The following is a 26,611-nucleotide window of genomic DNA, read 5'->3' as shown; positions in this document are numbered from 1 at the left end:
GAATACTTGGGGCTAATCAGTCCATACGCCAGTCAAATGGCATATCGCCTTGACCACGTAGCGCCAGCATGAGTGTTTGACGCATATGTGCTAATACTTCACTGCTATAAGGAACAGCTGGTGTACCCCAAACAGGCTTCGGCCATGCTACATCGTTCTGATAACGAACCACATGATGAAAATGCAATTGCGGAACCATATTGCCCAATGCCGCGACATTCATTTTATCCGCACGGAAAACACGTGCCAGCTGGCTTGATAACCAGCTTGATTCACGTAAAAACTGCTCTTGGTCAGCTTGGCTCAATTCATATAATTCAGAGACACCCGGCACACGTGGAATCAGGATCAGCCAGGGAAATTGCATATCATTCATCAAACGACATGTTGACAAAGGAAAGTCGCCTACAAAAAAAGTATCTTGAGCAAGTTGTGGATGCAAACTAAACATATCTTTATAAATGATGCAAAATTAGAATGATGGCTAATACTAACATATCCAACCGAAGCTGAATATTGAAAGCAATGGGTTTAAAGACAAATTCTCATGATTTGTTGCAAGGCGCATCACGAGAATTTGTTCGAACATTTCATTAAAAAAAGCTGGTTTATCATTCCTGAAAATTTCAATGAAAATGAAATGTATCATGAACTTTCAAACTGATTTAGTCTAAATCAAATTAGCCCACTTCTTTCAATAGACTGTCCAGCAAATCCTGAATAAACTGAATCCGCTTTTGGTAATCTTCCAGCATGACCATGACCTTAAGACGTTGCCCGCTATTCATCCGGAAATAGGTTGGATGTTTCTGCATCATCTGGATAATGGTCATGGCCTGAACCGGGGTATCTGGCGCGAATTCCACATGCCCACCTTGAGCACTAATATCAATTTTGGTGATGCCAAGCTGCTCGGCTTTGAGACGAATCTGATGCACGGCAAAGAGCTGTTTGACCGGTTGTGGCGGTATGCCAAAACGGTCGATCAATTCCATCCGGATATTGTCCAGCTTCTCCTGAGTATCAGTATTACTGATACGCTTATAGAACAACAGACGCTGATGCACATCTCCGAGATAATCATCCGGAATGAGCGCTGGCATATGCAGGGTAATTTCTGCAGTCAGTGACAAGGGTGCATCGAAATTTGGAGTTTTGCCTTTTTGAATGGCTTTGGTGGCTTTTTCCAGCATTTCCATATACAGGCTATAACCAATCGCCTGCATTGAACCGCTCTGCTGTTCACCGAGTAATTCACCTGCCCCGCGAATTTCCAGATCTTCGGTGGCCAGCATAAATCCGGCTCCCAAGGTCGAAGCACGCTGGATCGCATCCAGACGTTTTTCGGCATCGCCTTTTAAGGCTTTTAAAGACGGCACCATTAAATAGGCATAGGCCTGATGATGCGAGCGCCCGACTCGGCCACGGAGCTGATGTAATTGTGCCAGGCCCAGTTTGTCAGCACGTTCAATCAAAATGGTATTGGCATTTGGGACATCAATCCCGGTTTCAATAATGGTCGAACACACCAGAACATTGTATTCCTTGTGATAGAACTGTTGCATCACCTGCTCCAGTTCACGTTCACGCATCTGGCCATGTGCCACAATCACCCGGGCTTCCGGCACCAATGTACGAATATGCGCTGCGGCACGGTCAATCGTATCGACTTCATTGTGCAGGAAATAGACCTGACCACCACGCAGCAATTCACGCAGGATTGCCTCTTTAATGGTGTCATCGGTATGTTCTTGCACAAAGGTTTTCACCGCAAGACGGCGTGCCGGCGGTGTGGCGATAATCGACAGATCACGCATGCCACTAAAGGCCATATTTAGCGTACGCGGAATTGGAGTGGCTGTCAGGGTCAACATATCGACATCGGCACGCATCGCCTTGATCCGCTCCTTGTCACGTACTCCGAAGCGATGTTCTTCATCGACAATCATCAGGCCAAGATTTTTAAACTGGACATTTTCCTGTAAAATTTTATGCGTACCAATCACGATATCCACTTTGCCTTCAATCAGGTCGTCAATGGTCTTGGTATGTGCTTTGGAAGAACCGAAACGTGACAGCACTTCAATCCGAACTGGCCAATCGGCAAAGCGGTCTTTGAATGAATCATAATGCTGTTGTGCCAGCAAGGTGGTTGGCACCAGAATCGCCACCTGCCGGTTATTCTGCACCGCGACAAATGCAGCACGCATCGCCACTTCCGTTTTACCAAAGCCAACATCACCACAGACCAGACGATCCATCGGTTTGGCCAGTTGCATATCATGCAGCGTCGCTTCAATGGCATTGGCCTGATCCAGGGTTTCTTCATAGGCAAAACCACTGGCAAACTGCATATACAGACTTTGATCGATTTCAAAACTGATTCCGGGCTTGGAAGAACGACGGGCCTGAATATGCAGCAACTCGGCAGCAACATCGTGAATCTGTTCCAGCGCCTTACGTTTGGCTTTATTCCATGCATCTGTACCCAGTTTATGCAAAGGTGCCAGATCCGGATCACCTCCACTATATCGGCTGATTAAATGCAGATTGGTGACTGGTACATAGACTTTGGCGGCATCAGCATAATCCAGCTGCAGGAATTCATGATCCTGATCATCAATACTTAAGGTGACCAGACCGGCATAACGCCCGACTCCATAATCGATATGCACCACAGGTGCACCCATGGTCAGTTCAGTCAGACTGCGGATCAGAAACTCTTCTGAAACTTCCTGTTGACGTTTGCGACGGCGCTGTACCACCCGGTGTTCATAGAGCTGATTTTCAGAAATCACGCTGATACGATCGCTCAGTACCAGACCGCGCTCTAAAGGCGCATTGGTAATCGCAATCGCATACAGGGAGGTGATAAAGCTCTCAAAGTTATCAACCGTCGGAATATCACCCAGACTTGGCCTTAAGGCATCTTTAAGACTTTCACGGCGTCCCGCACTCTCAGCCACCAGCAGTACCGGATGATTGGCCTGATCAATATATTTTTTGACTTCATGAAACGGTTTTTCACGTTTCGGGTCTACGGGTAGACGCGGTGGCAACTGGGTATCAAGATTCAATACGCCAGCTTTTTGATCAAAAGGCGTTTGTGCAGCAATAATCCGCGCAAACTGATTCAGCTGCTCCAGCACCTGATTGGTCTGAAAAAACAGGCTTTCAGGCGGCAGGATCGGCTGGTCAACATTGTGGCGACGGTCTTCATAACGGCGTACTACATCTTGCCAAAACTGGCTCAGACTTTCGTCCAGAGCTTTATCTGTAATGACAATGCCATTCCTTGGTAGGTACGAAATCAGTGAACTTTGGCCTTGCATGGCTTCAGCACTGAAAAACAAGGGTAAATAAAACTCGATTCCCGGCGAGACTATGCCATCCATCACGTCCAGATAAATCGGATTTTTCTTCGAATTGGCGGTCGGGAAAAATTCGGCATAGCGGTCACGGAACGTCGCACGACCTTCCTTGAGCGGAAATTCCTGTGCGGGCAATACGGTAAACTGCTGCAAACTTTGCGTGGTGCGCTGAGTTTCGGAATCGAAAAATTTCAGGCTTTCAATTTCATCATCAAACAGGTCAATCCGAATCGGTGCTTCCTGTCCCGAGGCATAAATATCCATGATACTGCCGCGTACCGCAAATTCACCCGGATCATAAACCGTATCGACCAGATAATAACCGGCCTGAATCAGCTTTTTCTTCTGTTGTTCCAAATCGAATTTCTGTCCGACGTGAATATCAAAATGTTCACCCAAAATCCATGAAGTCGGTGCGACACGCTGGGCCAAGGTTGAGGCAGAAAGTAACAGCACGCCAGTTTTTGGCATATTGGATAAAATCGCCAGACGTTCCGAGACAATATCCTGGTGCGGAGACAGGCGGTCATAAGGCAAAATTTCCCAATCTGGAAAAATCGTGGGTTTAATCCCATAAAATTCCAGTTCACTTTCCAGTTGACCCAAATGCTGGTTATTGCGTGCAATCACAATAAATAAACGCGATTGCTGCTGCACGATTTCTTTGAGCAACAATGCCGTCGAGGAACCTTGCAGATTGCCTAACCAGCGTTTCTCGCCTGCTTTGAGTTGTGGTAAATTGAGTTGGGAAATTTCTTGTTGGAACATGGATATAGCTTTAAAGTCTAAATAACCTGAGGCTTATACTAGCACGATGATCTCAGGATATTTTGTTATTTTTATGCAGTCTTGCCACATCCATACGCTTCGATTTCAAGCCACTTTTAACACTTATTTTTTCTCTCGCAGAAAGTTACGATAATAATCATTTAACTTCTTGAGGATCATTTTAAATTGCAGCAGGTTCTCTTCGGTATTTCCCAAAGTCACATTAAAACGCTGATGGGCAATTTCCAGATCAATCTTTTCATTGATCAGCATCGCGGTGTCGTATAAAGCTTTTAAATCATCAAACTGTTTTAGACGGCGATTGGACAAATATTCTAAGCGTGCGGCCAGTTCCTGATTTAAATCAATGCCATCCACGATATAACCTGTGCCTTCGACATGCTGGATATTCTGCTCGTCTAAATATAACTGTGCAGCAGTCGGTTTATTAGTTTTAAATAATGCACTGATTTTATCAAACATCGCCATTTACCCAGCCAAATAAAGTTCAGACCCTAGTCTAGATGAAAATGCCTCAAATCCACATATCGAACTTGAGGCAAATTGTCAAAATCACAACGATCAGTTGATTTGAGCTGTTTCAAGACAATTTATGCTATCAAGAAACCTGTTCGAGCTGACTCTCTGCTACAGGTATTTCAGACACCAGATTTTCAAATGCAAAGATTTCTTCTAATTGCGTTGCGCTTAATAAACCGAGTTCCAATACCACTTGCGGCACGGTTTTATTTTCACGCATACATTGTTTACCAATTTCATCACATTTGGCATGCCCCAGAATCGGCTCAAGTAAGGTCACAATCCCGACACTGCGCATGACCGAACTTAAACAGATTTCTTCATTGGCCTGAATGCCAGCAATACATTTCTGATTCAGGGTTTGCATGCCTTGAGTCAACAATTGAATCGACTCATTCATGGTCAGGGCAATCACAGGTTCCATCACATTCAGTTGTAACTGCCCAGCTTCCGCTGCCATAGTAATGGTCAAATCATTACCGATGACCCGGAAGGCAATCTGATTGACCACTTCCGGAATGACCGGATTGATTTTTGCCGGCATAATCGATGAGCCTGCCTGTAATTCCGGTAAGCGAATTTCAGCCAGACCTGTACGTGGTCCCGAGCTAAGCAAGCGCAAGTCATTACAGATTTTGGACAGTTTCACTGCCAGGCGTTTTAAACTGCTCGACAAGATAATAAAGACACCACAATCACTGGTGGCCTCCACATAATCTTCTGCACCTTTTAAAGGCAGCCCCGTCAGGTGCGCCAAAGTTTCGACGACTCGCGTCGCATAACCTGGCGGTGTGTTTACCCCAGTCCCGATCGCCGTTGCACCTAAATTCACTTCCAGCAATAACTGGCGCATCTGCTCAATCAGTTTTAAATCTTCCTTTAATAAAGTCGCAAAAGCCCGGAATTCCTGCTCCATGGTCATCGGGACGGCATCTTGCAACTGGGTACGCCCCATCTTGATCACATACTGAAATTCGGCTGCCTTCGTATATAAACAGTCAATCAGTGCTTTCAGCACTGCCAATAATTCATTCAGGCTGCTATAAGTTGCCAAACGTAAAGCGGTTGGATAGACATCATTGGTCGATTGCGAAGTATTCACATGATCATTCGGATGCAGGATGTGATACTCACCTTTATGATGCCCCAAGATCTCTAAGGCGATATTGGCAATGACTTCATTGGCATTCATATTAATTGACGTACCAGCACCGCCCTGATAAGGATCAAGTGGAAAGGCCGCTTGCCAGTTTTCAGGATGCTGAATCAATTCATTACAGGCTCTTTGAATAGCAGTACTCGTCTGCTCGGATATTTTTTGAAAATGCAGGTTGGTCTGTGCCGAAGCTTTTTTGACCTGAGCCAATGCACGAATAAAATGTGATTGTTGCCCTATCGCCAATCCTGAAATCTGGAAATTTTCGATGGCACGTAAAGTGTGAATCCCATAATAGCTGTGTAATGGGATCTGTTTTTCCCCCAATAAGTCACGTTCAATGCGGGTCGGTTCGATTTGCAGCATATTGTCCACTAAAAAATACCTTGGCGATGCACCGTATTTGGTGTGGTCTCAATATGAGCAAACAAATACAGAGCGAATAGGAGGACTTTAACCTAAATTTGCTAATATTTATTACCAATACAGTAAAGCTGTGAGTTTTGTAAGATCATGTAAATAAAAAGCTAAAATTTAAATATTTTAATTGCTTATTCTAAATTAGCTTCTTTTGCCTCAATCCAATACTTTATCTCTCTGTGTTAAGTGGCTTAACTTTCCTTAAGTTCCATCTAGTTAAATTGGTATTTACAATAAACATACATAAAAGCTGTGTAAATGTTACAGAGTGTAATTTTTAAACCGTGCTTGAATCACTGCCTTGTGATCTCCGTACAAAAAATCATCTGGAACGATGGTTTCCATATTTACAGGATGCCCTGCCTATGACTTATTTAAATCCGACCCTGATTACCTTCATGTTTTATATTATCGCCATGATTGCCATCGGTTTATATGCTTACCGTGCAACCTCCAATTTTGATGAATATATTTTAGGTGGACGTAGTCTGGGCAGTGTCGTCACAGCTCTTTCCGCAGGTGCATCAGATATGAGTGGCTGGCTGCTGATGGGTCTTCCGGGCGCAATTTACCTGTCTGGCCTGTCAGAAGCCTGGATTGCCATCGGCCTGATTATCGGAGCGTGGCTAAACTGGTTACTGGTGGCAGGTCGTCTACGGGCGCATACCGAATACCAGAATAATGCTCTGACCCTGCCAGATTATTTCACCAGCCGTTTTTCCGACCGCAAACGCATTTTACGGGTCTTGTCTGCCTTGGTGATTCTGGTGTTCTTTGCAATTTATTGTGCCTCGGGCATGGTCGCAGGTGCACGCCTGTTTGAAAGCCTGTTCGGCTGGAATTACACCACGGCGCTTATCATCGGTGCGATGGCGACAATTTTATATGTGTGTATTGGTGGTTTTCTGGCAATCAGCTGGACGGATACTTTTCAGGCCGGTTTGATGATCTTCGCACTGTTGCTGACCCCGATCATTACCTTCCTGGCCTTGGGTGACAATAGCCAGCAAGTGAGTGTCATCCTTGAATCTGCCCGTCCACATGCGTCCAGTATGCTTGAAGGCTTAAGCGTGGTGGCGATTATTTCCAGTCTGGCCTGGGGTTTGGGTTATTTTGGTCAACCACATATTTTAGTGCGCTTCATGGCAGCAGATTCAGTGAAAACCATTCCTGCTGCACGCCGTATTGGCATGACCTGGATGATTTTGTGTCTAGGCGGCGCAGTGGCAGCTGGTTATATCGGGATTGCCTATTTCACCGTTAATCCAGCATTCGCCTCGGTGGTGAACCAGAACCCTGAAACCGTGTTTATGGAATTGACTAAAATCCTGTTTAATCCATGGATTGCTGGCATCGTACTTGCAGCTATTCTGGCCGCGATTATGAGTACCTTAAGTTGTCAGCTTCTGGTCTGCTCAACCACCCTGACTGAAGATTTATACAAGAGCTTCCTGCGCAAAAATGCCTCACAAAAAGAACTGATCTGGGTCGGTCGTGCTATGGTGTTAGTGATTGCGTTAATTGCGATTGCCTTGGCGATTAATCCGAACAGCAAGGTTTTAGGTCTGGTGGCTTATGCCTGGGCAGGCTTTGGTGCAGCATTTGGCCCCTTGATTATCTTGTCTCTGTTCTGGAAGCGTATGACCCTCAACGGCGCGATTGTCGGCATGCTGGTCGGTGCGGTGACGGTAATCGTCTGGAAAAACTATATGGGTGATACCGGCCTGTACGAGATTATTCCCGGTTTTATTCTGGCTACCCTGAGTATCGTGATTGTCAGCTTAGTGGATAAGGCACCGAGTGATGATGTGGTACATCGTTTTGAAATGGCCAAAGCTGAATATCAAAAAGAAATGGCTGAAATGAAAAAATAGTCTGGATATTCAATACAATAAAAGGGACTTTCAAGTCCCTTTTGTGTTTTTTAGATTAGTCGTTAATACGCTACAAATTATTTAGATTTTCCCGGTATTTTTAGATGGATCTGCTGACTTTCTTTAATCACCTCCATCACCGGATAACTGCGTGTTTCCTTGATCCCGGGCAGTTTCCACAAGATTTGCCCGGAAATTTTACGGAATTCATCCATATTGGCGCAGCGGATTTTTACCACGAAATCGAAACCACCACTGATCATATGACATTCAATAATTTCTGGAATCTGCCGGACTGCATGGGAAAACTCATCTAAAACATTCGGTGTGGTTTTATCCAGTAAAATCTCTACAAAAACCACAAAAGCGTTATTGAGCAGATTTGGATTCAGACGGGCTTCGTAGCCCAGAATATAGCCTTCTTTGCTCAGTTTCTGCACCCGCGCCAGTGCCGCGGTCGGCGATAAATTTACCAGTTCAGCCAGTTTAATATTGGATAACTTGGCATCGGATTGTAATAAACTCAGGATACGAATATCTATACGGTCTAGGCTTAAATAAGGAGGCTGCATTAGAATTATTCTCTAAAAAATGTAAAAACTATAGTGAGATATTCGTCAAATATTCTGTGATTATAGATTAAAACTCGTTAGCCCCGCTAGATCTGATTGCAGCAGTACAGGATGTCACTATGCCGACCACACTAAGCCCCACCTATGGTTCAGATGCCATGAAGCAGCCAAATTATATCGCCGAATTCAAAGATAAAAATGAGTACGAACAACGTATCAACACTGCATGGCGCCGTGCGGAAACTGAATGCGTCGAAGAACTCTTGCTGCATAGTGAAATTTCCTCCGAACTCAGCAATAAGATTCAAGCGCTTGCCTTTGATCTGGCGCATTCCTTGCGTGAACGTAAAAGTTCAGGCGGTAAAGCAGGCATCGTACAAGGATTGTTACAGGAATTTTCCCTATCTTCTCAGGAAGGCATTGCCCTGATGTGTCTGGCCGAAGCCTTGCTGCGGATTCCAGACAAAGCCACGCGTGACCTGTTGATCCGCGACAAGATCAATCAGGGCAACTGGAAAGAACATCTCGGTCAAAGCCAGCTGATGTTTGTCAATGCCGCAGCCTGGGGCTTGATGCTGACGGGTAAATTAATGGAAACCCCACAGCAAAAAAGCCTGTCCAGTTTATTAACCGGCATGTTGGCGCGCAGTGGTCGCGGCATTATCCGTAAGGCTGTCGATGTTGCCATGCGCATGATGGGCGAACAGTTTGTGACGGGTGAAACCATTGATGAGGCACTGAAAAATGCAGAACGTCTGGAAGAAAAAGGCTTTCGTTATTCCTATGACATGCTTGGTGAAGCAGCACTGACCGATCCGGATGCGGAACGCTATTATCAGGATTATCAGCAAGCGATTCATGCCATCGGGCAAGCCTCGCAGGATAAAGACGTTTATGATGGCCCCGGCATTTCCATTAAACTCTCTGCCCTGCATCCGCGTTATCAGCGCGCACAGTTGGATCGTGTACATGATGAACTGTATGGAAAAATGCTTAAACTCGCGGTCTTGGCGAAACAGTACAATATCGGTTTAAACATCGATGCCGAAGAAACAGACCGTCTGGAAATTTCCTTGCAACTGCTTGAACGCCTGTGTTTTGAGCCGCAATTACAAGACTGGAAAGGCATTGGCTTTGTGATTCAAGCCTATCAAAAACGCTGTTTCTATGTGGTGGATTATATTGTGGATCTGGCCAAACGTAGTCAGAAACGCCTGATGATTCGTCTGGTCAAAGGTGCCTATTGGGACAGCGAGATCAAGAAAGCACAGATTGAAGGCATGTCGGACTATCCGGTATTCACTCGTAAGGTGCATACCGATCTGTCTTATATCGCCTGTGCGCGTAAATTATTGGCTGAACCGGATTATATCTATCCGCAATTTGCCACGCATAATGCGCAAACAGTGGCCACGATTTACCAACTGGCGCAACCTGAGCAGTATTATGCGGGTCAATATGAATTCCAGTGTCTGCATGGCATGGGCGAACCCTTGTATGAAAATGTGGTGGGCGACAAATCGGCGAATAAACTCGGTGTCCCTTGTCGCATTTATGCGCCAGTCGGCAATCATGAAACCTTATTGGCTTATCTGGTGCGTCGTTTGCTGGAAAATGGCGCAAATACGTCTTTTGTCAACCGGATTGCCGACAAAACCCTAAATATCGAAGATTTGATTGAGAATCCACAACAAACGATTTTAAAAGCTGCACAGCAGGAAGTCATGATCGGTGCCAAGCATCCGCATATTCCTTATCCGCAAGATCTGTATGGCACACGTATTAACTCATCGGGTCTGGATCTCGCCAATGATGCAGAGCTGAGCGCCTTAAATGAAGTCGCTGCCAGCCTGAAAAACACACAATTTCAGGCAGCAGCCATGGGAACGGCGTTTACAGTGACCGACACAAGTAACGCAGTGCAAATCATCAATCCGGCACAACATCAGGATGTAGTCGGTACAGTCTATGAAGCGACTCAGGAACAGGCTGAAATTGCCTTAACGCAAGCTGTCAATGCACAAGGTTTCTGGGCCAATCTGCCGAAAAATGAGCGCGCAGCCTGCCTGAATAAAGCCGCGGATCTGATGGAACAGCGTTTGCTGACACTGATGGTGATTCTGTCCCGTGAAGCTGGCAAAACCTATGCCAATGCCATTGCCGAGGTCCGGGAGGCGGTAGATTTCTTGCGCTACTATGCCGGTCAGATGTTGGATTTAGCTGAAAATACACAGATTCAACCTTTGGGTACCGTGCTGTGTATCAGTCCATGGAACTTCCCGTTGGCAATTTTTACCGGCCAGATTTCAGCAGCGCTGGTCGCGGGCAATACCGTCATCGCCAAACCGGCAGAACAGACCCCGCTGATTGCTGCACAAGCGGTGCAGATTTTATGGGAAGCTGGCATTCCGCAAGACGTCTTACAGCTCTTGCCGGGTCAAGGTGAAAGCATTGGTGCGCAGCTCAGTGCAGATTCACGCATTCAGGGTATCATGTTTACCGGCTCAACCGAGGTCGCCCATATTCTGCAAAAAACTGTAGCAGAACGTCTGAACCAGTTTGGCGAAAGTGTGACCCTGATTGCTGAAACCGGCGGTCAAAATGCCATGATTGTCGATTCATCTGCATTAACTGAGCAAGTGGTGCTTGATGTGGTTAATTCTGCCTATGACAGTGCCGGCCAGCGTTGTTCTGCTTTGCGTGTGCTCTGTGTGCAAGAAGATAACCTGGATGCTGTGCGCACGATGCTCAAAGGTGCCATGCAGCAGTTAAGAGTCGGCAATCCGATTTTATTAAAAACCGATATTGGTCCGGTGATTGATCTTGAGGCCCAGCAAAATATTCAGATGCATATTCAGCAGATGCGCAGCAAAGGTCACAAAGTCCATCAACTGATGTTTGACCAAGATGAGACTGAATTAACCCAAGGCACCTTTATTCCGCCAACATTGATTGAACTTCCAAACCTGAACGATCTGGAGCGTGAAGTCTTTGGTCCGGTGCTGCATCTGATCAGCTATAAATATGGTGAACTGGAACAGTTATTGGAACAGATCAACAGCAAAGGCTATGGTCTGACCATGGGCTTACACACACGTATTGATGAAACCATACAAACCGTGATTGCGCGAGCAGAAGTCGGTAACTTGTATATCAACCGTAATATCGTCGGTGCAGTTGTGGGTGTTCAGCCTTTCGGTGGTGAAGGCTTGTCCGGTACTGGCCCTAAAGCTGGTGGGCCGCTTTACATCTACCGTTTAATGCAGCAGCTTTCCGAGAAGAAACTGGCGCAGCCTTATGCCATGCGATCTGATCAAGCCCCTATTGAACACAAACCAGTCCAGGAATTTAAGGCTTGGGCCTCTAAAACTTTCCCCACAATCTCCTTAAAAGCACCCAGCCAGATTGCGACCGGACAAAGCTTTAGTTTGCAAGGTCCAACCGGCGAAGAAAACCAGTACATGATCTTGCCACGTGAAAGTGTTCTATCTTTGGCGCACACCGAGCAAGACCAGATTCAGCAAATTTTGGCCATTTTATCGGTCGGCAGTCGCCCTGCAGTATTGGCTGAAAATACTTTTGTGCTGAAATATCTACAAACAATGCCAAAAGCAGTTGCTGCCCGATTCAAAGTGATTCAAGACATTGAAAGTGGGGAATTTGATGCTGTATTACATCATGGTGATGCTGCGGAATTGATTGATTTACAGAAGCGTATTGCGGCTCGAAAAGGCCCCATTGTAGGAATCACGCATTTAAACTCAGGCAATCATGACATTCCGGTGGAGCGATTGGTGCTTGAACGGGCCATTAGCATCAATACGGCAGCAGCCGGTGGCAATGCCAGTTTGATGACGATGAGTCATCTCTAAATTAATCGAATCATCTTGTCATTTTTCTGTTCATGATTTCCTCTTTACGGCCAAATTTTTCTCCTCAGAGGGTTTGGTCTTTTTTATGCAGTTTTTAAAGCCGCTCAGCCACAATAGGCTTAGGCAGATCAGCAATTATTTGCTACCATTTGCGCTTTAAAATATTTGCGACTTCTTACTGCATATGACTTCATCTTATCAGCAACAACTCGATGCCAAAATTGAACGCATCAGCGCTCAGTTTGCCGAATATCAACCACCTGCCCTCGAAGTATTCCAGTCTCCTGAAAAATATTTCCGCATGCGTGCTGAATTTCGGATCTGGCATACTGAGGATGACATGTTCTATGCCATGTTCGAGCGCAATGAAGATCAACAGAAAAAAGTCATCCGCATTGATGAATTTCCGGTTGCAGACCTCAGTATCAATCAGTTGATGCCTAAATTACTGCAAGCGCTCAAAGCAGATCCAGTATTATCGACACGTCTGTTTGAAGTACATTTTCTGGCGACCTTAAGTGGTCAGGTTCTGGTTTCTCTGATTTATCATCGTAAATTGGATGAAAGCTGGGAACCGGCAGCCAAAGCACTGGCAGAACAGTTAAATATCAAGTTAATTGGCCGCAGCCGTGGACAGAAGTTTGTCCTGTCTGATGAATATGTGGTGGAAGAACTTTCTGTTTTTGATCGTACCTATCAATACAAACAGATCGAAAGCAGCTTTACCCAGCCGAATGCCCAAGTCTGCCAAAACATGCTGGAATGGGCATGTGATGCGGCAGAGCAATCTGATCAAGATTTGCTGGAATTATATTGTGGTAATGGTAACTTTACCCTGCCACTCTCGACCAAGTTCCGCCGTGTTCTGGCAACCGAGTTAGCCAAATCTTCAGTCTATGCGGCTGAGTGGAATATTGAGCAAAACCAGATTGGGAACATTCAGGTCGCGCGTCTTTCTGCAGAAGAGTTCACCCAAGCTTACAACGGCGAGCGTGTGTTCCGCCGCCTGCAAGAAGCCAATATTGATCTTGCGACTTATGATTTCGATACGGTATTTGTCGATCCACCGCGTGCCGGTATTGATGATGAAACGCTTAAACTATTACAGCGCTTCCAACGCATTATTTACATTTCTTGCAATCCAGACACATTGCATGACAATCTGAAACAGTTGTCTCAAACCCATAAAATCAGCAAATTCGCTATGTTTGATCAATTTCCATATACACACCATGTAGAAACGGGCGTATTGTTAGAAAGAAGATAAAGAATTTGTTTCAATTTATTTTCTTGTTACAAAAAAGGAGTTTTTCGAAATTCCTTTTTTTATATCTTAAATCATTAACTTAATAACAAATTATCATTTGTACAGCTAAAAATATCGTTAGCTCTTTGAGCTTCAATCGGAAATTCTAAAGACTAACTGCTGCTTTTATCACATAGGTCCTATTGCTTTATTTATTTAATTGGCTATATTTCACTCTATGTTAGGTTGTTGTATGAAGGCTCTATGAGTTTTTGGCAAAAGTTGTTTTCTGTGGAACAACACAATGAACACAAGAATCAGATTGCTTGTGTAGAAAATGATTGCTCTTTCAAGACAAATGAACAGCTTCTTGAAGCTTTGTCTAAAGCAACTGATGAAGAGATCATCATCGGAATCAAAAAGGTTCTTGTATCACGCGGCTATAGCCGTAAGGAACTGAATGAACTTCAACACTTGCCCTTGCAGTAATCGGCAAAGGCTCTAGCCTGATCAAAAAAAGCACTTGTGTAACCAGGTGCTTTTTTTATATCTGTCGCTTTAATTACATTGAAGAAGAACCAAACTTAGAGAGTTCAATTGTATAAATCCGACTACACAACCTTCTGCCTTCTGTTGAGTAATTGGTAATAAATCTGAACACTTCTTCCTCTCACTTTTTCTGATTTTATTGAAATGTAAAAGTTAGCTTAGGCTATTTATAGGTGTTACTGAACAGATGTTCATCTGAATTCTGCCATACAGGTGATCAAGTCACTTGCTGCATACGCCTATTGCTTGTCTGCCTAAACTCAAGCAAAGCGTCGATTAATTTAGCAAAAGGCAGTACACTTGTTATTAAACTACAATGCTTTTTTAAATGGCTTAATTCTGATATGCAACAGACTAAACGGTTTCCCATAGGAGCGCACCTTATGGTTAAACATTTCGGTTATACCCATCATGGGATATACGCTGGACGTGGTCGTGTTATTCATTATTCGGGCTTTGCACATTTATTCAAGAAACGCCCCATTGAAATAACCTCTATTGAAAAATTCAGTCATGGCAAAGCGATTCATGTGCAACATTATGACTCAGCGAAATATAAAGGCCGTAAAGTTGTGCGTCGCATGCGTTCCAGAATGCATGAAAATAATTATCATCTGATTATCAATAATTGCGAACATCTGTGTACTTGGGCGATTACCGGCGTAGAAAGCAGCCCGCAAGTGATCTATATGATGAATCGCCTGACCACGATTGGTTATATCAGCTCGATGATGAGTTTCATGAACAGCATGTTCCTGACCCTGACCACGACGAGTTTTGCCTTGGCCTTGTACATCAAGAAGAAGCTTAGAGATAAAGCCAATCTGCGTTTGCAACAATACCGTGAATTGCAAGATCAGGCTAAAACGAAAGTGTCAGACCTGACTAATCTTAAACATCGTTAATTTAAAGCTCAGCCTGCCGATGATTTTTTGTTAGTAAGAAATTTTGAGTTCGGGTTTAAACTTTGATATTAAAAGGAACAGATCAGGTTAAATAACCTTTTTTGGCCTGAATCGCTTCAGGTAAACCTTTACCCAAAGAGCTTAAGGTTTCCCGTTCTACCAGTCGTACCATTGAATCGAGTGGCAGATCATTATCCTGTAGCCCAAAAGGCTCTTCTAGCTCAGCACTGAGCTCATCTAGGCCTAAGAGCATATAAGCAATCAACCCGACCAGAATCGGCGTCCACAGGCCCAGATTGGCCTGCAAACTAAAAGGTAAAATAAAACAGAACGAATACACTGCACGATGTAACAGTACCGAATAAGAAAATGGCAATGGCGTCGACAGTATCCGGTCACAACCGGCCTGAATATTGCCCAAGGCCACAGTATGCTGATTCAAATTGTTATAAATAATATCGCTGATGTTGCCCTGCTTATATTGCTGAACCAACTCCTTTTGCATCTGTTCCAGCACCCATTGTGAAGGATTGATTTGCACGAGCAACTGATCGAATGCCATATTTTCAAAATGCGTGGTTGTTTGGTAATGCTGAATACTTTGTACTTGCTGTCTGAGCCGGTCACGCAACAGATGGCTAAACAGCATCATGCGATATAACAAGACCTCGCGGGTCTGATCATCCAGCACATGGCTGTCCCGGCATAAATGACGTGTGGTGGCGATTAGCGCTCCCCAGAGCTTGCGCCCTTCCCACCAGCGCTCATAACATGCCGTATTTCTAAAGCTGAGAAAGATCGAAAGAATCACACCAAAAATGGTAAAGCCGATTGCGGGTACGGCAGGAAGATTCACAAAATGTGCCTGACTCAAATAGACCAGTAGGCCGGAAATAAAGACCACCAAGACTAAAGCCGGCAATACCTTAGGCAAAATTGTGCCCTGCCAGGCAAACAGTAAACCGATACTATTGTTTTTATCACGCACAATCATGGCATTTTCCCTGCTGTATTGAAAAAGCCCAACCGAAGTTGGGCTTTTAATATCTGATTTAAACCTGATTATTTACCTGGCTTGAAACTGTCTTTCAAGTCAAGAATACGGTTAAATACTGGTTTCTTGCTATTATGATCGTATTGATCGGCAACGAAGTAACCTTCACGCTCAAACTGGAAGCGATCTTCCGGTTGAGCTTGCGCCAATGCCGGCTCAATCACGGCTTGAACCACCTTTAAGGATTCAGGGTTCAGGTTGGCCAGGAAGTCATCACCCACTTCAGGATCCGACTCAGTGAACAGACGTTCATAAATACGGACTTCGGCAGGCACACCTTTAGTCGCAGATACCCAGTGAACCACGCCTTTCACCTTGCGGCCTTCAGGGTTCTTACCCAAAGTTTCAGGATCAATCGAACATTTCAGCTCAACCACTTCACCATTTTCATCTTTAATGACTTCATCACATTTGATCACATAGGCATGACGTAAACGTACTTCACCACCTGGAATCAGACGTTTAAAGCCTTTTGGTGGTTCTTCCTCAAAGTCTTTACGGTCAATAAACAGCTCAGTGGTTAAAGGAATCACGCGTTCGCCCATGTCCACGTTCGGATGACGTGAATGGGTCAGATCCATATCGGCTGGCAAGTTGCTTAAGGTCACTTTCAGTGGATTTAACACGGCCATACCACGCGCTGCGGTATTTTCCAGAGACTGGCGGATGCAATATTCCAGCATCGCGACATCGACAATACTACCATCCACTTTCGATACACCGACACGCTGGCAGAAATCACGCAGACCTTCAGGTGTAAAACCACGGCGACGCATACCGACTACAGTTGGCATACGTGGATCGTCCCAACCATTCACATGAGCACCTTCAACCAGTTTACGTAATTTACGTTTCGAGGTGATGGTGTAATCCACGTTCAAACGGCTAGATTCATACTGACGTGGCACAGATGGTGATTTAACCTTTGCCACCACCCAGTCATAGAACGGACGGTGATCCTGGAACTCTAATGTACAAAGCGAGTGAGTAATGCCTTCAATCGCATCAGACAATGGATGCGCATAGTCGTACATTGGATAAATTTTCCATGTATCGCCTGTCTGATGGTGCGCTGAATGCAAGATACGATACAAGATCGGATCACGCATATGTACGTTCGGTGAGGTCATATCGATTTTAGCGCGTAAAACAGCCTGACCTTCAGCATATTCACCGCTACGCATCTTCTCAAAACGTTCCAGATTCTCTGCAACAGTTGCATCACGTTGTGGCGAGTTCTTACCCGGCTCGACAAAGTTACCGCGGTTTAAACGGATGTCTTCGGGGCTTTGTAAATCCACATAGGCATCACCCTGTTCAATCAGCTGAACCGCCCATGTATAAAGTTGATCAAAATAGCTCGATGCATAGCGCGGCTCGCCCTCCCACTGGAAGCCCAACCATTTCACATCATTGGCAATACCATCAACATATTCCTGTTCTTCAGCATCCGGATTGGTATCATCAAAACGAAGATTACACACACCCTGGAATTCTTCAGCAATCCCAAAGTTCAAGCAAATTGCTTTCACATGGCCAATATGTAAGTAGCCATTTGGCTCAGGCGGAAAACGCGTGACGATCTGTTGGGTACGACCAGCGGCTAAATCATCCGTAATGACCTGACGTACAAAGTCCAAGCCCGGTTGTTGTTCTTGCTGCTGCACTGAATCGACTGCATTGTTCTTTTGGGTCGGGTTCTCGGGCAGAGATGTCACAACATCATTTGGCTTCATGATCAATCATTCACTTCTAAAGTTAAAAAGGGATTAACGAATATTTAATCGCACAGGTTGTACGCATATTCATTATCAAAGTTCCTTAGTTTAACTAGAGGTGAATAATCTCTCAACCGCTAACTATGGTATTTGATTTCAATTCACCCATTTTAAAAAATGAAAATACGGCGAGTTGCCTGAAACTAAAATATCAGTGCTTGTACAAGCAGTAAAATCATTAATTTACGCCAATTCAAAATAGGGTGCCTGATAGGGCAATATCTGAAATGCCTTGATAAATCAACGTATAAATAAGGTACTATTTTTATGCTTTTAACAAAGAAAATAATGTTTTTACTTGCCTAGTCGATTGTAGTTTGCTTATGCTTCACTCATTCAGAAAAAACCATGGCACTCGTCCATGATTAGGAGATTACACAATGAGTTTTCCTCAAGTCGAATTAAACACCAATAAAGGTCGTATTGTTCTTGAACTCAATGCTGAAAAAGCACCTAAAACAGTGGCTAACTTTTTAGAATATGTGCGTGACGGTTTTTATGACGGCGTAATTTTCCACCGTGTGATTGATGGTTTCATGATCCAGGGTGGTGGTATGGATGAAAACTTCAAAGAAAAAGCGACCCGTGATGCAATCGAAAATGAAGCAGACAATGGCTTAACTAACGATTTGGGCACAATTGCCATGGCGCGTACGCAAGCTCCACATTCTGCATCTGCTCAATTCTTCATTAACGTTGGCAACAACGCATTCCTTAACCATTCTGGTAAAACAGCACAAGGTTGGGGTTATGCAGTATTTGGTAAAGTGACTGACGGCATGGACATTGTCAACGAAATTAAAGGCGTTCGTACTGGCAACCGTGGCTACCACGCTGATGTTCCACTAGAAAATGTGGTTATTGAGTCTGCAAAAATCATTTCTGAATAAAAAACGTCCTCTCCGTTCTTTATGAGTTTTAAAGCGATGCTTTAAAACGGTGTAATGGAAAATCCCTCATATAAATGAGGGATCTAGAGAGGAATAAAAGGAAAAGATTCGTGACCTATCTGTTTATCTCAGATTTACATTTGTCACCTGATCACCCTCGACTTGTTCGGGGGTTTTTAGATTTATTGACCGAATATCAAGATCAAAATACCCGATTGTATATTTTGGGTGACTGGTTCAATGCCTGGATCGGTGATGACTATACAGCCCCATGGCTGGACGAAATTATCACTGCCTTAAAACAGTTTATTCAGGCTGGCAATCAGGTATATTTTCAGGCAGGCAACCGGGATTTTGTTCTCGACAGCAAGTTTTTAGCTCAATTTGGCGGAAAGCTGCTTCCTGAGATAGACCAACTGAACATTGCAAGAACACGTTTTCGCCTGGAACATGGTGATGCACTGTGTACCGATGACATCGCTTATCAGCGCTTTAAAAAGATTATCCGGCATCCACTTCTGCTAGGCTTATTAAAGCGTACACCGCTGTCTTTCCGTAAAAAATTAGCCAATGGCTTTCGTCAGCAAAGTCATCAGGCGCAGCAGTTTAAAAGCTATGAAGTGATGGATGTTAATGATCAGGCCGTTGAGCTGGCATTACAAGACGTTGACGTATTGATCCATGGCCATACGCATCGCGCAGCCATTCATCCGCTAGGTCAGAAAAAAAGAATCGTACTGGGTGACTGGAAGGAAGACAGTGCCGAGATACTGGAAATTCAGGAAAACCAAGATTTCGAGACCCTAAAACTAAAAAAGTGGCGATATTAATCGGCCACTTTTTTTAAGATATGTGTTTGCTTAGCACAGACGATAAAGCTTATTCACACCGGTATAGAAACTTTTACCATCAAGGTTAAACAGAATTTCTTCACCTGTTTGTAGCTGGATCATTTTTCCAACTTCTACCCAGATAAAACCATCCTGAGTGTTTTGCTTACGCTTTAAAGGAACCAGTTTAACATTAATTTCGCCACCATTTACGGCTGTAGCGGTATGCCATTCATTTAATATATTCAAAATATTTACTCATAAAATGAGCTTTTTGTGACTGTACAAAGAGATTAAGAAAACCAAATTTGTATAATAATTCTGTAGTTACTAGATGTTATTCAAGCTCAAGCTTGAACCAAAAGTGAATCACAATTAGCTAGAAATAATAAAAGCGGGAACTATACCCGCTCGAAGTGTTTATAAGTATACATGCTTATTTACTAGAAAGCAAACATACATTGTCATTACAAATAAAGATTAACCTTATTTTTTAAACAATTATTTTGCACACTTTATCAGCGCTATTCTCTAAGCTATTTTTCGTACAAATTGTTCCTCTTTGTGGCGGTTCATTAACATTCGCTTGGATTTAAATAACCAGATTATTCCTGATTGAAAATAAAAATCTCTACAGCCTATTCACTTAGATTCATTTCCGGCATTTTACAGTCCAATCCACCACGCGATTTGCTGTCAGGTCTTCAGTTTATCTTTAAAATAATTGTAAACCGCATTCACTGCCCCATTTGCACATTGCCGGCGATACTTATTAGTCAATGCTTCTTGCTAAAAAATGCCAATAGACAAAAACTGGGTTTTCATCTGATTCAACGCTAAGTTTTGCTTGAATTTATATCAAGATCATTAAACAACAGACTTTGCCTGATGCTTTTTTATTGTAATAATCTCCAGATCTGAAAATTTTATAGATCCAGAGCATCTACCCTCATTTTATTTAAAAAAATTGGAGTCCATTGATGGATTTACTCAAGATCACACAGACCCGCTATGCCACCAAAGCCTATGATCCTAGCAAAAAAATCCCGGCAGCCCAGTTTGAACGTTTATTAGAAGTTTTGCGTTTTGCACCTTCCTCAATCAATATTCAGCCTTGGCATTTTTTTATTGCCGATCATGATGCCGCCAAACAGCGCATTGCCAAAGCCTTGATCGGTACTTATGCCTACAATGCACCCAAAGTTCTGGATTCTTCGCATACTATTTTATTTTGCACCAAAGCCGATATTAATGAGCTGCATCTGGAAAACTTATTGAATCGCGATGATCTCAGCGGGCGTTTTAAAGATGAATCGGCCAAAGAAGGCCAGAAAAACACCCGTGCAGGCTATATTCATTATTATCGTAATGAAAAAGGTGATATTCAGCGCTGGGCTGAAAATCAGACCTTTATTGCGCTCGGTCAGATGCTGTTAGCTGCCGGAATTGAAGGGGTTGATGCCACCCCGATTGGCGGCTTTGATGAAGAGATTATCACTGAAGAATTAAAACTTGCAGAACAGGGTTTAATTCCCTCTGTGCTGCTGACTTTGGGTTATCGCAGTGAAAATGACTTCAATGCCAAACTACCGAAATCCCGCCTGCCTGCTGAAGACATTTTCACCAAACTGTAAGGATCTTATGCTATAAAAGGGGCCAGGCGCCCCTTTCCATATCAGTTCGGGCCTATTTTTTGCTTTATTTAATTTACCATCTAATAGAATAACAATAGAGGTCATCTATGTCGCTCCTTACCTCCAAATCCCTGAAATTTGCATGCCATCATTGCGATAAAATTTATCTCCAACACTATAAAAATCAACAGCATCGTTATCCGCACTGTCCAGACTGCCAACAGGCCGGTTTATTGCTTGGACTGGCCGAAGCAGGCGACCTGCTGCGACATCCGATTGAATTTGCATCGTCTTATGTCAAACAGACATTGCATAAGCTAGGCAAATCACACTAGTGAGACCTAGCAGTAAACCCGCGGCACTTGCAGGTTTGAGTCGCTCTTTAAAGAACATCAGACCTGCAATGACTCCAAATACCACCACCAGAATATTCATGCCGGCAAACACGATTGCCGGTGTATCTTTAAGCAGCATATGTGCCTTGACATAAAAGGCGATGTTGGCGAAGTTCAGTACGCCCAGTAGCAGGCCTAAGCCGATGTCCTTGCCGGACCCCAGATGATGATATTTGAGTAGTAGATACAGCATCGATAGAATCATGGCGCATACAAACATCAGATTAAGCGCTACGGCAAATTGCAAACCCAAGCTGGTCGTATATTTCAACAATACATCAATCAGTGCATAACCCATCCAGACCAAACCCAGATATAACATTCCCTGACTGCCCTGCCCGCTACTTTGGCGATGTGAAAGCAGAATGCACAGTACTGCACTGATCCCCAAGGCAATACCCAGTATTTTTAGCTGGTTGAACTGTTCCTGAAAAATAAAATAGGCTGCCGCCAGTGACAAGACTACAGAAAGCCGCTGGGCAATTTCTGTTTTTAAAATTCCAGCGCTTTCCAAGGCTTTAGCCAGAAACAGAAATACACTTGGAAGTAAAATACCCAATGCCAGAATAAGCAACCATGGTGTCTGGCTTGGCGAAATATGCTGGATATCCGGCTTGAACCAGAAAAAGCACAACAAGCTGGCGGTGGCATAATTCCAGCTAATCATGTGGATCGGACTCAGCCCTCTGTTTTTGGCGACTTTTAATAATATTGAGACCACAACGCTACACAGCGCTGCTGCGAAAATCAGTTCCATATGCTGCTCTTATTCTTGATCTTTATCAGTCTACAAAAAAGCCCACATTTGCAGTGGGCTTTTTTTATAAATGATTCACTGGGAATTATTTATTATAGTACGACACCATTTTCTCTAAAGAAATTGGGCGAATCTTGTCTGCATTACCGGCAGTACCAAATGCTTCATAACGGTCTACACAGATTTGCTTCATGGCATCAACCGTTGCGCTGAAGAATTTACGAGGATCGAATTCGCTTGGTTTTTCTGCCATCATACGACGCATTGCACCTGTAGATGCTAAACGCAAGTCAGTATCGATGTTGATTTTACGCACGCCATGTTTGATCGCTTCAACCAGCTGCTCAACCGGAACACCATAAGTTTCCTTGATGTCGCCGCCATACTGGTTAATTACTGCCAACCACTCTTGTGGCACAGAGCTTGAACCGTGCATAACCAAATGCGTATTTGGAAGTGCTGCGTGAATTTCTTTAATGCGGTCAATCGCCAGAATATCGCCTGTAGGTGGACGCGTAAATTTGTACGCACCGTGTGAAGTACCTACTGCAATTGCAAGCGCATCAACATTGGTATCAGCAACGAAACTACGTGCTTCTTCAACTGAAGTCAGAAGTTGAGAATGATCGAGTACGCCTTCTGCGCCCACGCCATCTTCTTCACCCGCCATACCTGTTTCAAGGCTACCTAAACAACCGATCTCACCTTCTACAGAAACGCCACATGCATGTGCCATCTGAACCGTACGACGAGTCACATCAACGTTGTATTCGTATGAAGTTGGGGTTTTGCCATCTTCACCAAGTGAGCCGTCCATCATCACTGATGAAAAGCCGAGCTGGATTGAACGTTGGCAAATGTCAGGGCTGGTTCCGTGGTCTTGGTGCATTACCACTGGAATATGTGGCCATTCTTCAATTGCAGCCAAAATCAGGTGACGCAAGAACGGAGCGCCTGCATATTTACGCGCACCCGCAGATGCTTGTACGATAACAGGTGAATTGGTTGCATCTGCTGCAAGCATAATTGCACGCATTTGTTCTAAGTTGTTTACGTTAAATGCTGGTACGCCGTAAGCATGTTCGCCGGCGTGATCCAAGAGCTGGCGCAATGAAATAAGAGCCATAATATCCTCCCAGTGAATGCCACATATTCTACATGTTCAAAGGTTTCAATTCAGCAACAAATAACACTATTTAAAAAAAATCCCTGCTTTTGCAGGGATTTTGTCTCACATGCACTGGATTAAGGTGCTACAGGCTCAGAAGTCGCTGCAACTGACTGGTCTGCAGTTGCTTCATCTGCTGGCGCATTGGCAATTTCAGCTGGAATATCGGTATTTTTTTCATCTAAAACTGGCTGGTCAATAGCATCAATGGCTGCTTGCTGCTCTGGCGTTATAGTCTCATTGGCTACTGCTGCCGAGCTTTCTGTTTCAGCGACCGGTGCATTTTCCTGTTTCGCACATGCAGTCAGTGCCAATGATGCAGCGAATAAAGCCGCCAAAGTTAACTGTTTTTTCATCACGTGATCTCATCATTTGGTGATTTAATGACTGCATCTTATGACAGATTTATTGCATTTTAATGACGAAGCCATGAAGGGTAAATTTTCACTGTCAAAAAAATGACATAAAAAAAGCTGGCACTGGGCCAGCTTTTTAGCTTAGGACATACAATTAAGCACGTTCTAGAAGTACTGCAACAGCAGGAAGGGTTTTACCTTCAACGAATTCAAGGAATGCACCGCCACCCGTCGAGATATAACCAATTTTGTCAGCCACTTCATATTTATCAATCGCAGCAAGTGTATCCCCACCGCCCGCAATCGAAAAACCTTCAGATTCAGCAATCGCTAAAGATAAAGTTTTAGTACCTTCACCGAATTGATCTACTTCAAATACGCCGACTGGGCCATTCCAAAGAATGGTTTTAGAGGTTTTCAGGATTTCTGCAAATGCTTTCGCAGTTTCCGGGCCTACATCCAGAATCATGTCGTTATCAGCAACATCTGCAACGTTTTTCACCGTTGCTTTTGCAGCAGCCAATGAACCCAGGAAGTCTTCAAAGTTAATTTCAGAGGCATCTGCAACCACAACGTCAGTAGGAAGTGGAACTGCTACTTTTGCAGCAATGGCTTTTGCCGTATCGATCAGATCCTTTTCACACAATGATTTGCCCACGTTATAACCGGCCGCAGCAAGGAACGTGTTGGCAATACCACCACCGACGATCAATTGATCACAAATGTCAGAAAGTGAGGTTAAAACGTCTAGCTTGGTAGAGACTTTAGAACCTGCAACAATCGCCACCATTGGCTTTTCAGGGGTTTGCAGTGCACGACCAAGCGCATCAAGTTCAGCTGCCAGTAAAGGACCTGCAGCTGCAACTTTAGCCAGACGCGCTACGCCTTCAGTAGATGCTTCTGCACGGTGTGCTGTACCAAAGGCATCCATCACGAATACATCACACAATGCTGCATATTTTGCAGCAAGTTCAGGATTGTTTTTCTTCTCACCAACGTTAAAACGGCAGTTCTCAAGCAACACAACTTGACCCGGCTGAACCTCAACGCCATCTAGGTAGTCGGTAAATAATTTTACGTCTTGACCCAAAGCTTCAGTCAAGTAAGCCGCTACAGGAGCAAGTGACTGTTCAGCTTTAGGCTCACCTTCAACCGGACGACCCAGATGAGAATACACCATGACTGCAGCGCCTTTTTCTAGTGCTGCTTTAATCGTTGGCAATGCTGCACGAAGACGCGCATCGCTGGTGATCACACCATTTTTAACAGGAACGTTTAAATCTTCACGGATCAGAACACGTTTACCTGCTAAATCGAGGTCAGTCATACGCTGAAAGTTCATGTAGAGCTCACTTTATAGATATTAAAACCAGCCGATTTTAAATGATTATGCAGAAAAAGGTTAGCATCTTTTGCAGAAAACATTCTGAATGCCAAAGTTTTGTTATGATAGAAAAAAGCTTCTTTTAGATTCAGTGCCTATGTCGATACATCCTGATCCAAATCTTAACCGTTTGAACGTGTTAGGTGAGCCTTTGTCCAGCTGTTGCTTCGATCCGATTACCGGATATTTCCGCAATGGCTTTTGCCATACTGCGACCACCGATCTGGGGCAGCATACGGTATGCGCGCAGATGACGTCGGAATTTCTCAATTTCTCGCAAAAAGTGGGCAATGACCTGATCACACCTTTGCCAGAGCTGGACTTCCCTGGCCTGCAACCCGGTGATTTCTGGTGCCTCTGCGTGACACGCTGGGTCGAAGCCTATGAAGCAGGTCAAGCGCCCCCGATCAAGCTGCAAGCCTGCCATAAAGCGGTGCTGTCTTATGTACCTTTAAATATTCTTGAGGAATATGCTGTCTAATGAATGCTGTACAGATTATTTTGGCATCCTCCAGCCAAACCCGTAAAGAGTTGATGGATCGCCTGCATATTGATTATATTTCTCTAGTACCGGATATCGATGAGTCTCCTCGCGGTGAAAATCACGCAGATGATTTGGCCAAGCGGCTGGCTTTTGAGAAAGCCAAATATATTGCTGAGCAAAATCCTGAAGCGATTGTGATTGGTTCGGATCAGGTGGCATGGCGTGAAGGCGCACCAGATATTTTTATTGGCAAACCTTTAACCCCTGAAAAAGCCATTCGCCAGTTACAGGCCAATTCGGACAAGATTGTCTATTTCAGTACTGCACTCAGTGTGCAACAGCAGGCTACTGGTTATGAACGAACGCTGGTCGAGCACTATAAAGTCAAGTTCCGTAAACTGTCCAAAGCCGAAATTGAACGCTATGTCACGATTGAACAGCCACTGCATTGTGCCGGCAGTTTCAAATGTGAAAGCCTCGGCATCAGCCTGTTTGAAAAAATGATCGGGCAAGACCAGACCACTTTGATGGGCATGCCGATGATCAAGCTGTGTCACATTCTTCGTGAATTGAAAATTTTAGTTCCTTAATCTCCCCTTAATTCAGGC

At 44.2% G+C, this 26,611-nt stretch carries 23 protein-coding genes; 11 read left to right on the top strand and 12 right to left on the bottom strand.

Features of this window, described 5'->3' with window-relative positions:
* Window positions 1–16: 16 nt before the first annotated feature.
* From CWI32_RS07685 to aspA, 4 genes are all read right to left on the bottom strand, one after another.
* Window positions 17–451 (bottom strand): HIT domain-containing protein, encoded by a 435-nt coding sequence (locus CWI32_RS07685; protein ID WP_004646760.1) that lies wholly within the window; start codon window positions 449–451, stop codon window positions 17–19.
* 229 nt (window positions 452–680) lie between these two features.
* Window positions 681–4,139, bottom strand: a complete 3,459-nt coding sequence (gene mfd, locus CWI32_RS07680) for a transcription-repair coupling factor (protein WP_100535013.1) — start codon at window positions 4,137–4,139, stop codon at window positions 681–683.
* 123 nt (window positions 4,140–4,262) lie between these two features.
* The gene (locus tag CWI32_RS07675) at window positions 4,263–4,628 is read right to left on the bottom strand and encodes a hypothetical protein (protein ID WP_005171129.1); all 366 of its coding nucleotides are present in this window, start codon (window positions 4,626–4,628) and stop codon (window positions 4,263–4,265) included.
* A 130-nt stretch (window positions 4,629–4,758) separates the two neighbouring features.
* Window positions 4,759–6,201, bottom strand: coding sequence for an aspartate ammonia-lyase (gene aspA, locus CWI32_RS07670; protein ID WP_167381273.1), 1,443 nt, complete (start codon window positions 6,199–6,201; stop codon window positions 4,759–4,761).
* 419 nt (window positions 6,202–6,620) lie between these two features.
* Between aspA and putP the strand changes: the two genes are divergently transcribed.
* The gene (gene putP / locus CWI32_RS07665) at window positions 6,621–8,129 is read left to right on the top strand and encodes a sodium/proline symporter PutP (protein WP_074383168.1); all 1,509 of its coding nucleotides are present in this window, start codon (window positions 6,621–6,623) and stop codon (window positions 8,127–8,129) included.
* 77 nt (window positions 8,130–8,206) lie between these two features.
* On the opposite strand, the gene CWI32_RS07660 is transcribed toward putP, so the two are convergent.
* Complete coding sequence (locus tag CWI32_RS07660; RefSeq protein WP_100535011.1) at window positions 8,207–8,701, bottom strand: Lrp/AsnC ligand binding domain-containing protein; 495 nt, start codon at window positions 8,699–8,701, stop codon at window positions 8,207–8,209.
* Between the two features lie 119 nt (window positions 8,702–8,820).
* Between CWI32_RS07660 and putA the strand changes: the two genes are divergently transcribed.
* From putA to CWI32_RS07640, 4 genes are all read left to right on the top strand, one after another.
* Window positions 8,821–12,573 carry a trifunctional transcriptional regulator/proline dehydrogenase/L-glutamate gamma-semialdehyde dehydrogenase gene (putA, locus tag CWI32_RS07655; protein WP_100535010.1) on the top strand — a complete coding sequence of 1,251 codons (3,753 nt, stop codon included), beginning with the start codon at window positions 8,821–8,823 and terminating at the stop codon, window positions 12,571–12,573.
* Between the two features lie 184 nt (window positions 12,574–12,757).
* Window positions 12,758–13,840 (top strand): tRNA (uridine(54)-C5)-methyltransferase TrmA, encoded by a 1,083-nt coding sequence (gene trmA / locus CWI32_RS07650; protein WP_100328689.1) that lies wholly within the window; start codon window positions 12,758–12,760, stop codon window positions 13,838–13,840.
* A 243-nt stretch (window positions 13,841–14,083) separates the two neighbouring features.
* A complete protein-coding gene (locus CWI32_RS07645; RefSeq protein ID WP_005096749.1) occupies window positions 14,084–14,308 on the top strand; it encodes a hypothetical protein in 225 nt (74 codons plus the stop codon).
* Window positions 14,309–14,712: 404 nt separating this feature from the next.
* Entirely contained in the window at window positions 14,713–15,273 is a 561-nt protein-coding gene (locus CWI32_RS07640) for a lecithin retinol acyltransferase family protein (RefSeq protein WP_034608524.1), read from the top strand.
* An 82-nt stretch (window positions 15,274–15,355) separates the two neighbouring features.
* On the opposite strand, the gene CWI32_RS07635 is transcribed toward CWI32_RS07640, so the two are convergent.
* Window positions 15,356–16,267 carry a bestrophin family protein gene (locus tag CWI32_RS07635; protein ID WP_005096746.1) on the bottom strand — a complete coding sequence of 304 codons (912 nt, stop codon included), beginning with the start codon at window positions 16,265–16,267 and terminating at the stop codon, window positions 15,356–15,358.
* Between the two features lie 68 nt (window positions 16,268–16,335).
* The gene (locus tag CWI32_RS07630; protein ID WP_005171137.1) at window positions 16,336–18,063 is read right to left on the bottom strand and encodes a glutamine--tRNA ligase/YqeY domain fusion protein; all 1,728 of its coding nucleotides are present in this window, start codon (window positions 18,061–18,063) and stop codon (window positions 16,336–16,338) included.
* A 422-nt stretch (window positions 18,064–18,485) separates the two neighbouring features.
* On the opposite strand from CWI32_RS07630, the gene CWI32_RS07625 reads away from it, so the two are divergent.
* Both CWI32_RS07625 and CWI32_RS07620 read left to right on the top strand, forming a co-directional pair.
* Entirely contained in the window at window positions 18,486–18,995 is a 510-nt protein-coding gene (locus tag CWI32_RS07625; protein ID WP_005171140.1) for a peptidylprolyl isomerase, read from the top strand.
* A 110-nt stretch (window positions 18,996–19,105) separates the two neighbouring features.
* Window positions 19,106–19,825, top strand: coding sequence for a UDP-2,3-diacylglucosamine diphosphatase (locus tag CWI32_RS07620; protein ID WP_100535009.1), 720 nt, complete (start codon window positions 19,106–19,108; stop codon window positions 19,823–19,825).
* A 30-nt stretch (window positions 19,826–19,855) separates the two neighbouring features.
* Here CWI32_RS07620 and CWI32_RS07615 read toward each other — a convergent pair whose 3' ends face one another.
* Entirely contained in the window at window positions 19,856–20,074 is a 219-nt protein-coding gene (locus tag CWI32_RS07615; protein WP_005096740.1) for a hypothetical protein, read from the bottom strand.
* 731 nt (window positions 20,075–20,805) lie between these two features.
* Between CWI32_RS07615 and nfsB the strand changes: the two genes are divergently transcribed.
* Both nfsB and CWI32_RS07605 read left to right on the top strand, forming a co-directional pair.
* Window positions 20,806–21,459, top strand: coding sequence for an oxygen-insensitive NAD(P)H nitroreductase (nfsB, locus tag CWI32_RS07610; protein WP_100535008.1), 654 nt, complete (start codon window positions 20,806–20,808; stop codon window positions 21,457–21,459).
* 107 nt (window positions 21,460–21,566) lie between these two features.
* The gene (locus CWI32_RS07605; RefSeq protein ID WP_100357136.1) at window positions 21,567–21,794 is read left to right on the top strand and encodes a hypothetical protein; all 228 of its coding nucleotides are present in this window, start codon (window positions 21,567–21,569) and stop codon (window positions 21,792–21,794) included.
* On the opposite strand, the gene CWI32_RS07600 is transcribed toward CWI32_RS07605, so the two are convergent.
* From CWI32_RS07600 to CWI32_RS07585, 4 genes are all read right to left on the bottom strand, one after another.
* The gene (locus CWI32_RS07600; protein ID WP_100535007.1) at window positions 21,757–22,611 is read right to left on the bottom strand and encodes an EamA family transporter; all 855 of its coding nucleotides are present in this window, start codon (window positions 22,609–22,611) and stop codon (window positions 21,757–21,759) included. The genes CWI32_RS07605 and CWI32_RS07600 overlap by 38 nt on opposite strands.
* An 85-nt stretch (window positions 22,612–22,696) precedes the next feature.
* Window positions 22,697–23,737 carry a class II fructose-bisphosphate aldolase gene (gene fba / locus CWI32_RS07595; protein ID WP_100535006.1) on the bottom strand — a complete coding sequence of 347 codons (1,041 nt, stop codon included), beginning with the start codon at window positions 23,735–23,737 and terminating at the stop codon, window positions 22,697–22,699.
* 119 nt (window positions 23,738–23,856) lie between these two features.
* Window positions 23,857–24,135, bottom strand: a complete 279-nt coding sequence (locus tag CWI32_RS07590; protein ID WP_100535005.1) for a hypothetical protein — start codon at window positions 24,133–24,135, stop codon at window positions 23,857–23,859.
* Between the two features lie 154 nt (window positions 24,136–24,289).
* Complete coding sequence (locus CWI32_RS07585; protein ID WP_100535004.1) at window positions 24,290–25,477, bottom strand: phosphoglycerate kinase; 1,188 nt, start codon at window positions 25,475–25,477, stop codon at window positions 24,290–24,292.
* A gap of 139 nt (window positions 25,478–25,616) precedes the next feature.
* On the opposite strand from CWI32_RS07585, the gene CWI32_RS07580 reads away from it, so the two are divergent.
* Window positions 25,617–26,000 carry a DUF2237 family protein gene (locus CWI32_RS07580; RefSeq protein ID WP_005096732.1) on the top strand — a complete coding sequence of 128 codons (384 nt, stop codon included), beginning with the start codon at window positions 25,617–25,619 and terminating at the stop codon, window positions 25,998–26,000.
* Window positions 26,000–26,593, top strand: a complete 594-nt coding sequence (locus tag CWI32_RS07575; protein ID WP_100328692.1) for a Maf family protein — start codon at window positions 26,000–26,002, stop codon at window positions 26,591–26,593. Before CWI32_RS07580 ends, CWI32_RS07575 begins: the two co-directional genes overlap by 1 nt.
* Window positions 26,594–26,611 lie beyond the last annotated feature (18 nt).

Source organism: Acinetobacter pseudolwoffii (genome assembly GCF_002803605.1).
Taxonomy (GTDB): Bacteria; Pseudomonadota; Gammaproteobacteria; order Pseudomonadales; family Moraxellaceae; genus Acinetobacter; species Acinetobacter pseudolwoffii.
This window is presented reverse-complemented; position numbering and strand designations above follow the sequence as displayed.

Bases quoted from the DNA above. Each gene is read 5' to 3' on its own strand.
- CWI32_RS07590 (WP_100535005.1), bottom strand. From the start codon at position 24,135: ATGAAAAAACAGTTAACTTTGGCGGCTTTATTCGCTGCATCATTGGCA.
- putA (WP_100535010.1), top strand. From the start codon at position 8,821: ATGCCGACCACACTAAGCCCCACCTATGGTTCAGATGCCATGAAGCAG.
- CWI32_RS07585 (WP_100535004.1), bottom strand. From the start codon at position 25,477: ATGAACTTTCAGCGTATGACTGACCTCGATTTAGCAGGTAAACGTGTT.
- CWI32_RS07675 (WP_005171129.1), bottom strand. From the start codon at position 4,628: ATGGCGATGTTTGATAAAATCAGTGCATTATTTAAAACTAATAAACCG.
- CWI32_RS07630 (WP_005171137.1), bottom strand. From the start codon at position 18,063: ATGAAGCCAAATGATGTTGTGACATCTCTGCCCGAGAACCCGACCCAA.
- CWI32_RS07605 (WP_100357136.1), top strand. From the start codon at position 21,567: ATGTCGCTCCTTACCTCCAAATCCCTGAAATTTGCATGCCATCATTGC.
- CWI32_RS07635 (WP_005096746.1), bottom strand. From the start codon at position 16,267: ATGATTGTGCGTGATAAAAACAATAGTATCGGTTTACTGTTTGCCTGG.
- CWI32_RS07640 (WP_034608524.1), top strand. From the start codon at position 14,713: ATGCAACAGACTAAACGGTTTCCCATAGGAGCGCACCTTATGGTTAAA.
- nfsB (WP_100535008.1), top strand. From the start codon at position 20,806: ATGGATTTACTCAAGATCACACAGACCCGCTATGCCACCAAAGCCTAT.
- trmA (WP_100328689.1), top strand. From the start codon at position 12,758: ATGACTTCATCTTATCAGCAACAACTCGATGCCAAAATTGAACGCATC.
- CWI32_RS07645 (WP_005096749.1), top strand. From the start codon at position 14,084: ATGAGTTTTTGGCAAAAGTTGTTTTCTGTGGAACAACACAATGAACAC.
- aspA (WP_167381273.1), bottom strand. From the start codon at position 6,201: ATGCTGCAAATCGAACCGACCCGCATTGAACGTGACTTATTGGGGGAA.
- CWI32_RS07575 (WP_100328692.1), top strand. From the start codon at position 26,000: ATGAATGCTGTACAGATTATTTTGGCATCCTCCAGCCAAACCCGTAAA.
- CWI32_RS07580 (WP_005096732.1), top strand. From the start codon at position 25,617: ATGTCGATACATCCTGATCCAAATCTTAACCGTTTGAACGTGTTAGGT.
- CWI32_RS07600 (WP_100535007.1), bottom strand. From the start codon at position 22,611: ATGGAACTGATTTTCGCAGCAGCGCTGTGTAGCGTTGTGGTCTCAATA.
- fba (WP_100535006.1), bottom strand. From the start codon at position 23,737: ATGGCTCTTATTTCATTGCGCCAGCTCTTGGATCACGCCGGCGAACAT.
- CWI32_RS07625 (WP_005171140.1), top strand. From the start codon at position 18,486: ATGAGTTTTCCTCAAGTCGAATTAAACACCAATAAAGGTCGTATTGTT.
- mfd (WP_100535013.1), bottom strand. From the start codon at position 4,139: ATGTTCCAACAAGAAATTTCCCAACTCAATTTACCACAACTCAAAGCA.
- CWI32_RS07660 (WP_100535011.1), bottom strand. From the start codon at position 8,701: ATGCAGCCTCCTTATTTAAGCCTAGACCGTATAGATATTCGTATCCTG.
- putP (WP_074383168.1), top strand. From the start codon at position 6,621: ATGACTTATTTAAATCCGACCCTGATTACCTTCATGTTTTATATTATC.
- CWI32_RS07685 (WP_004646760.1), bottom strand. From the start codon at position 451: ATGTTTAGTTTGCATCCACAACTTGCTCAAGATACTTTTTTTGTAGGC.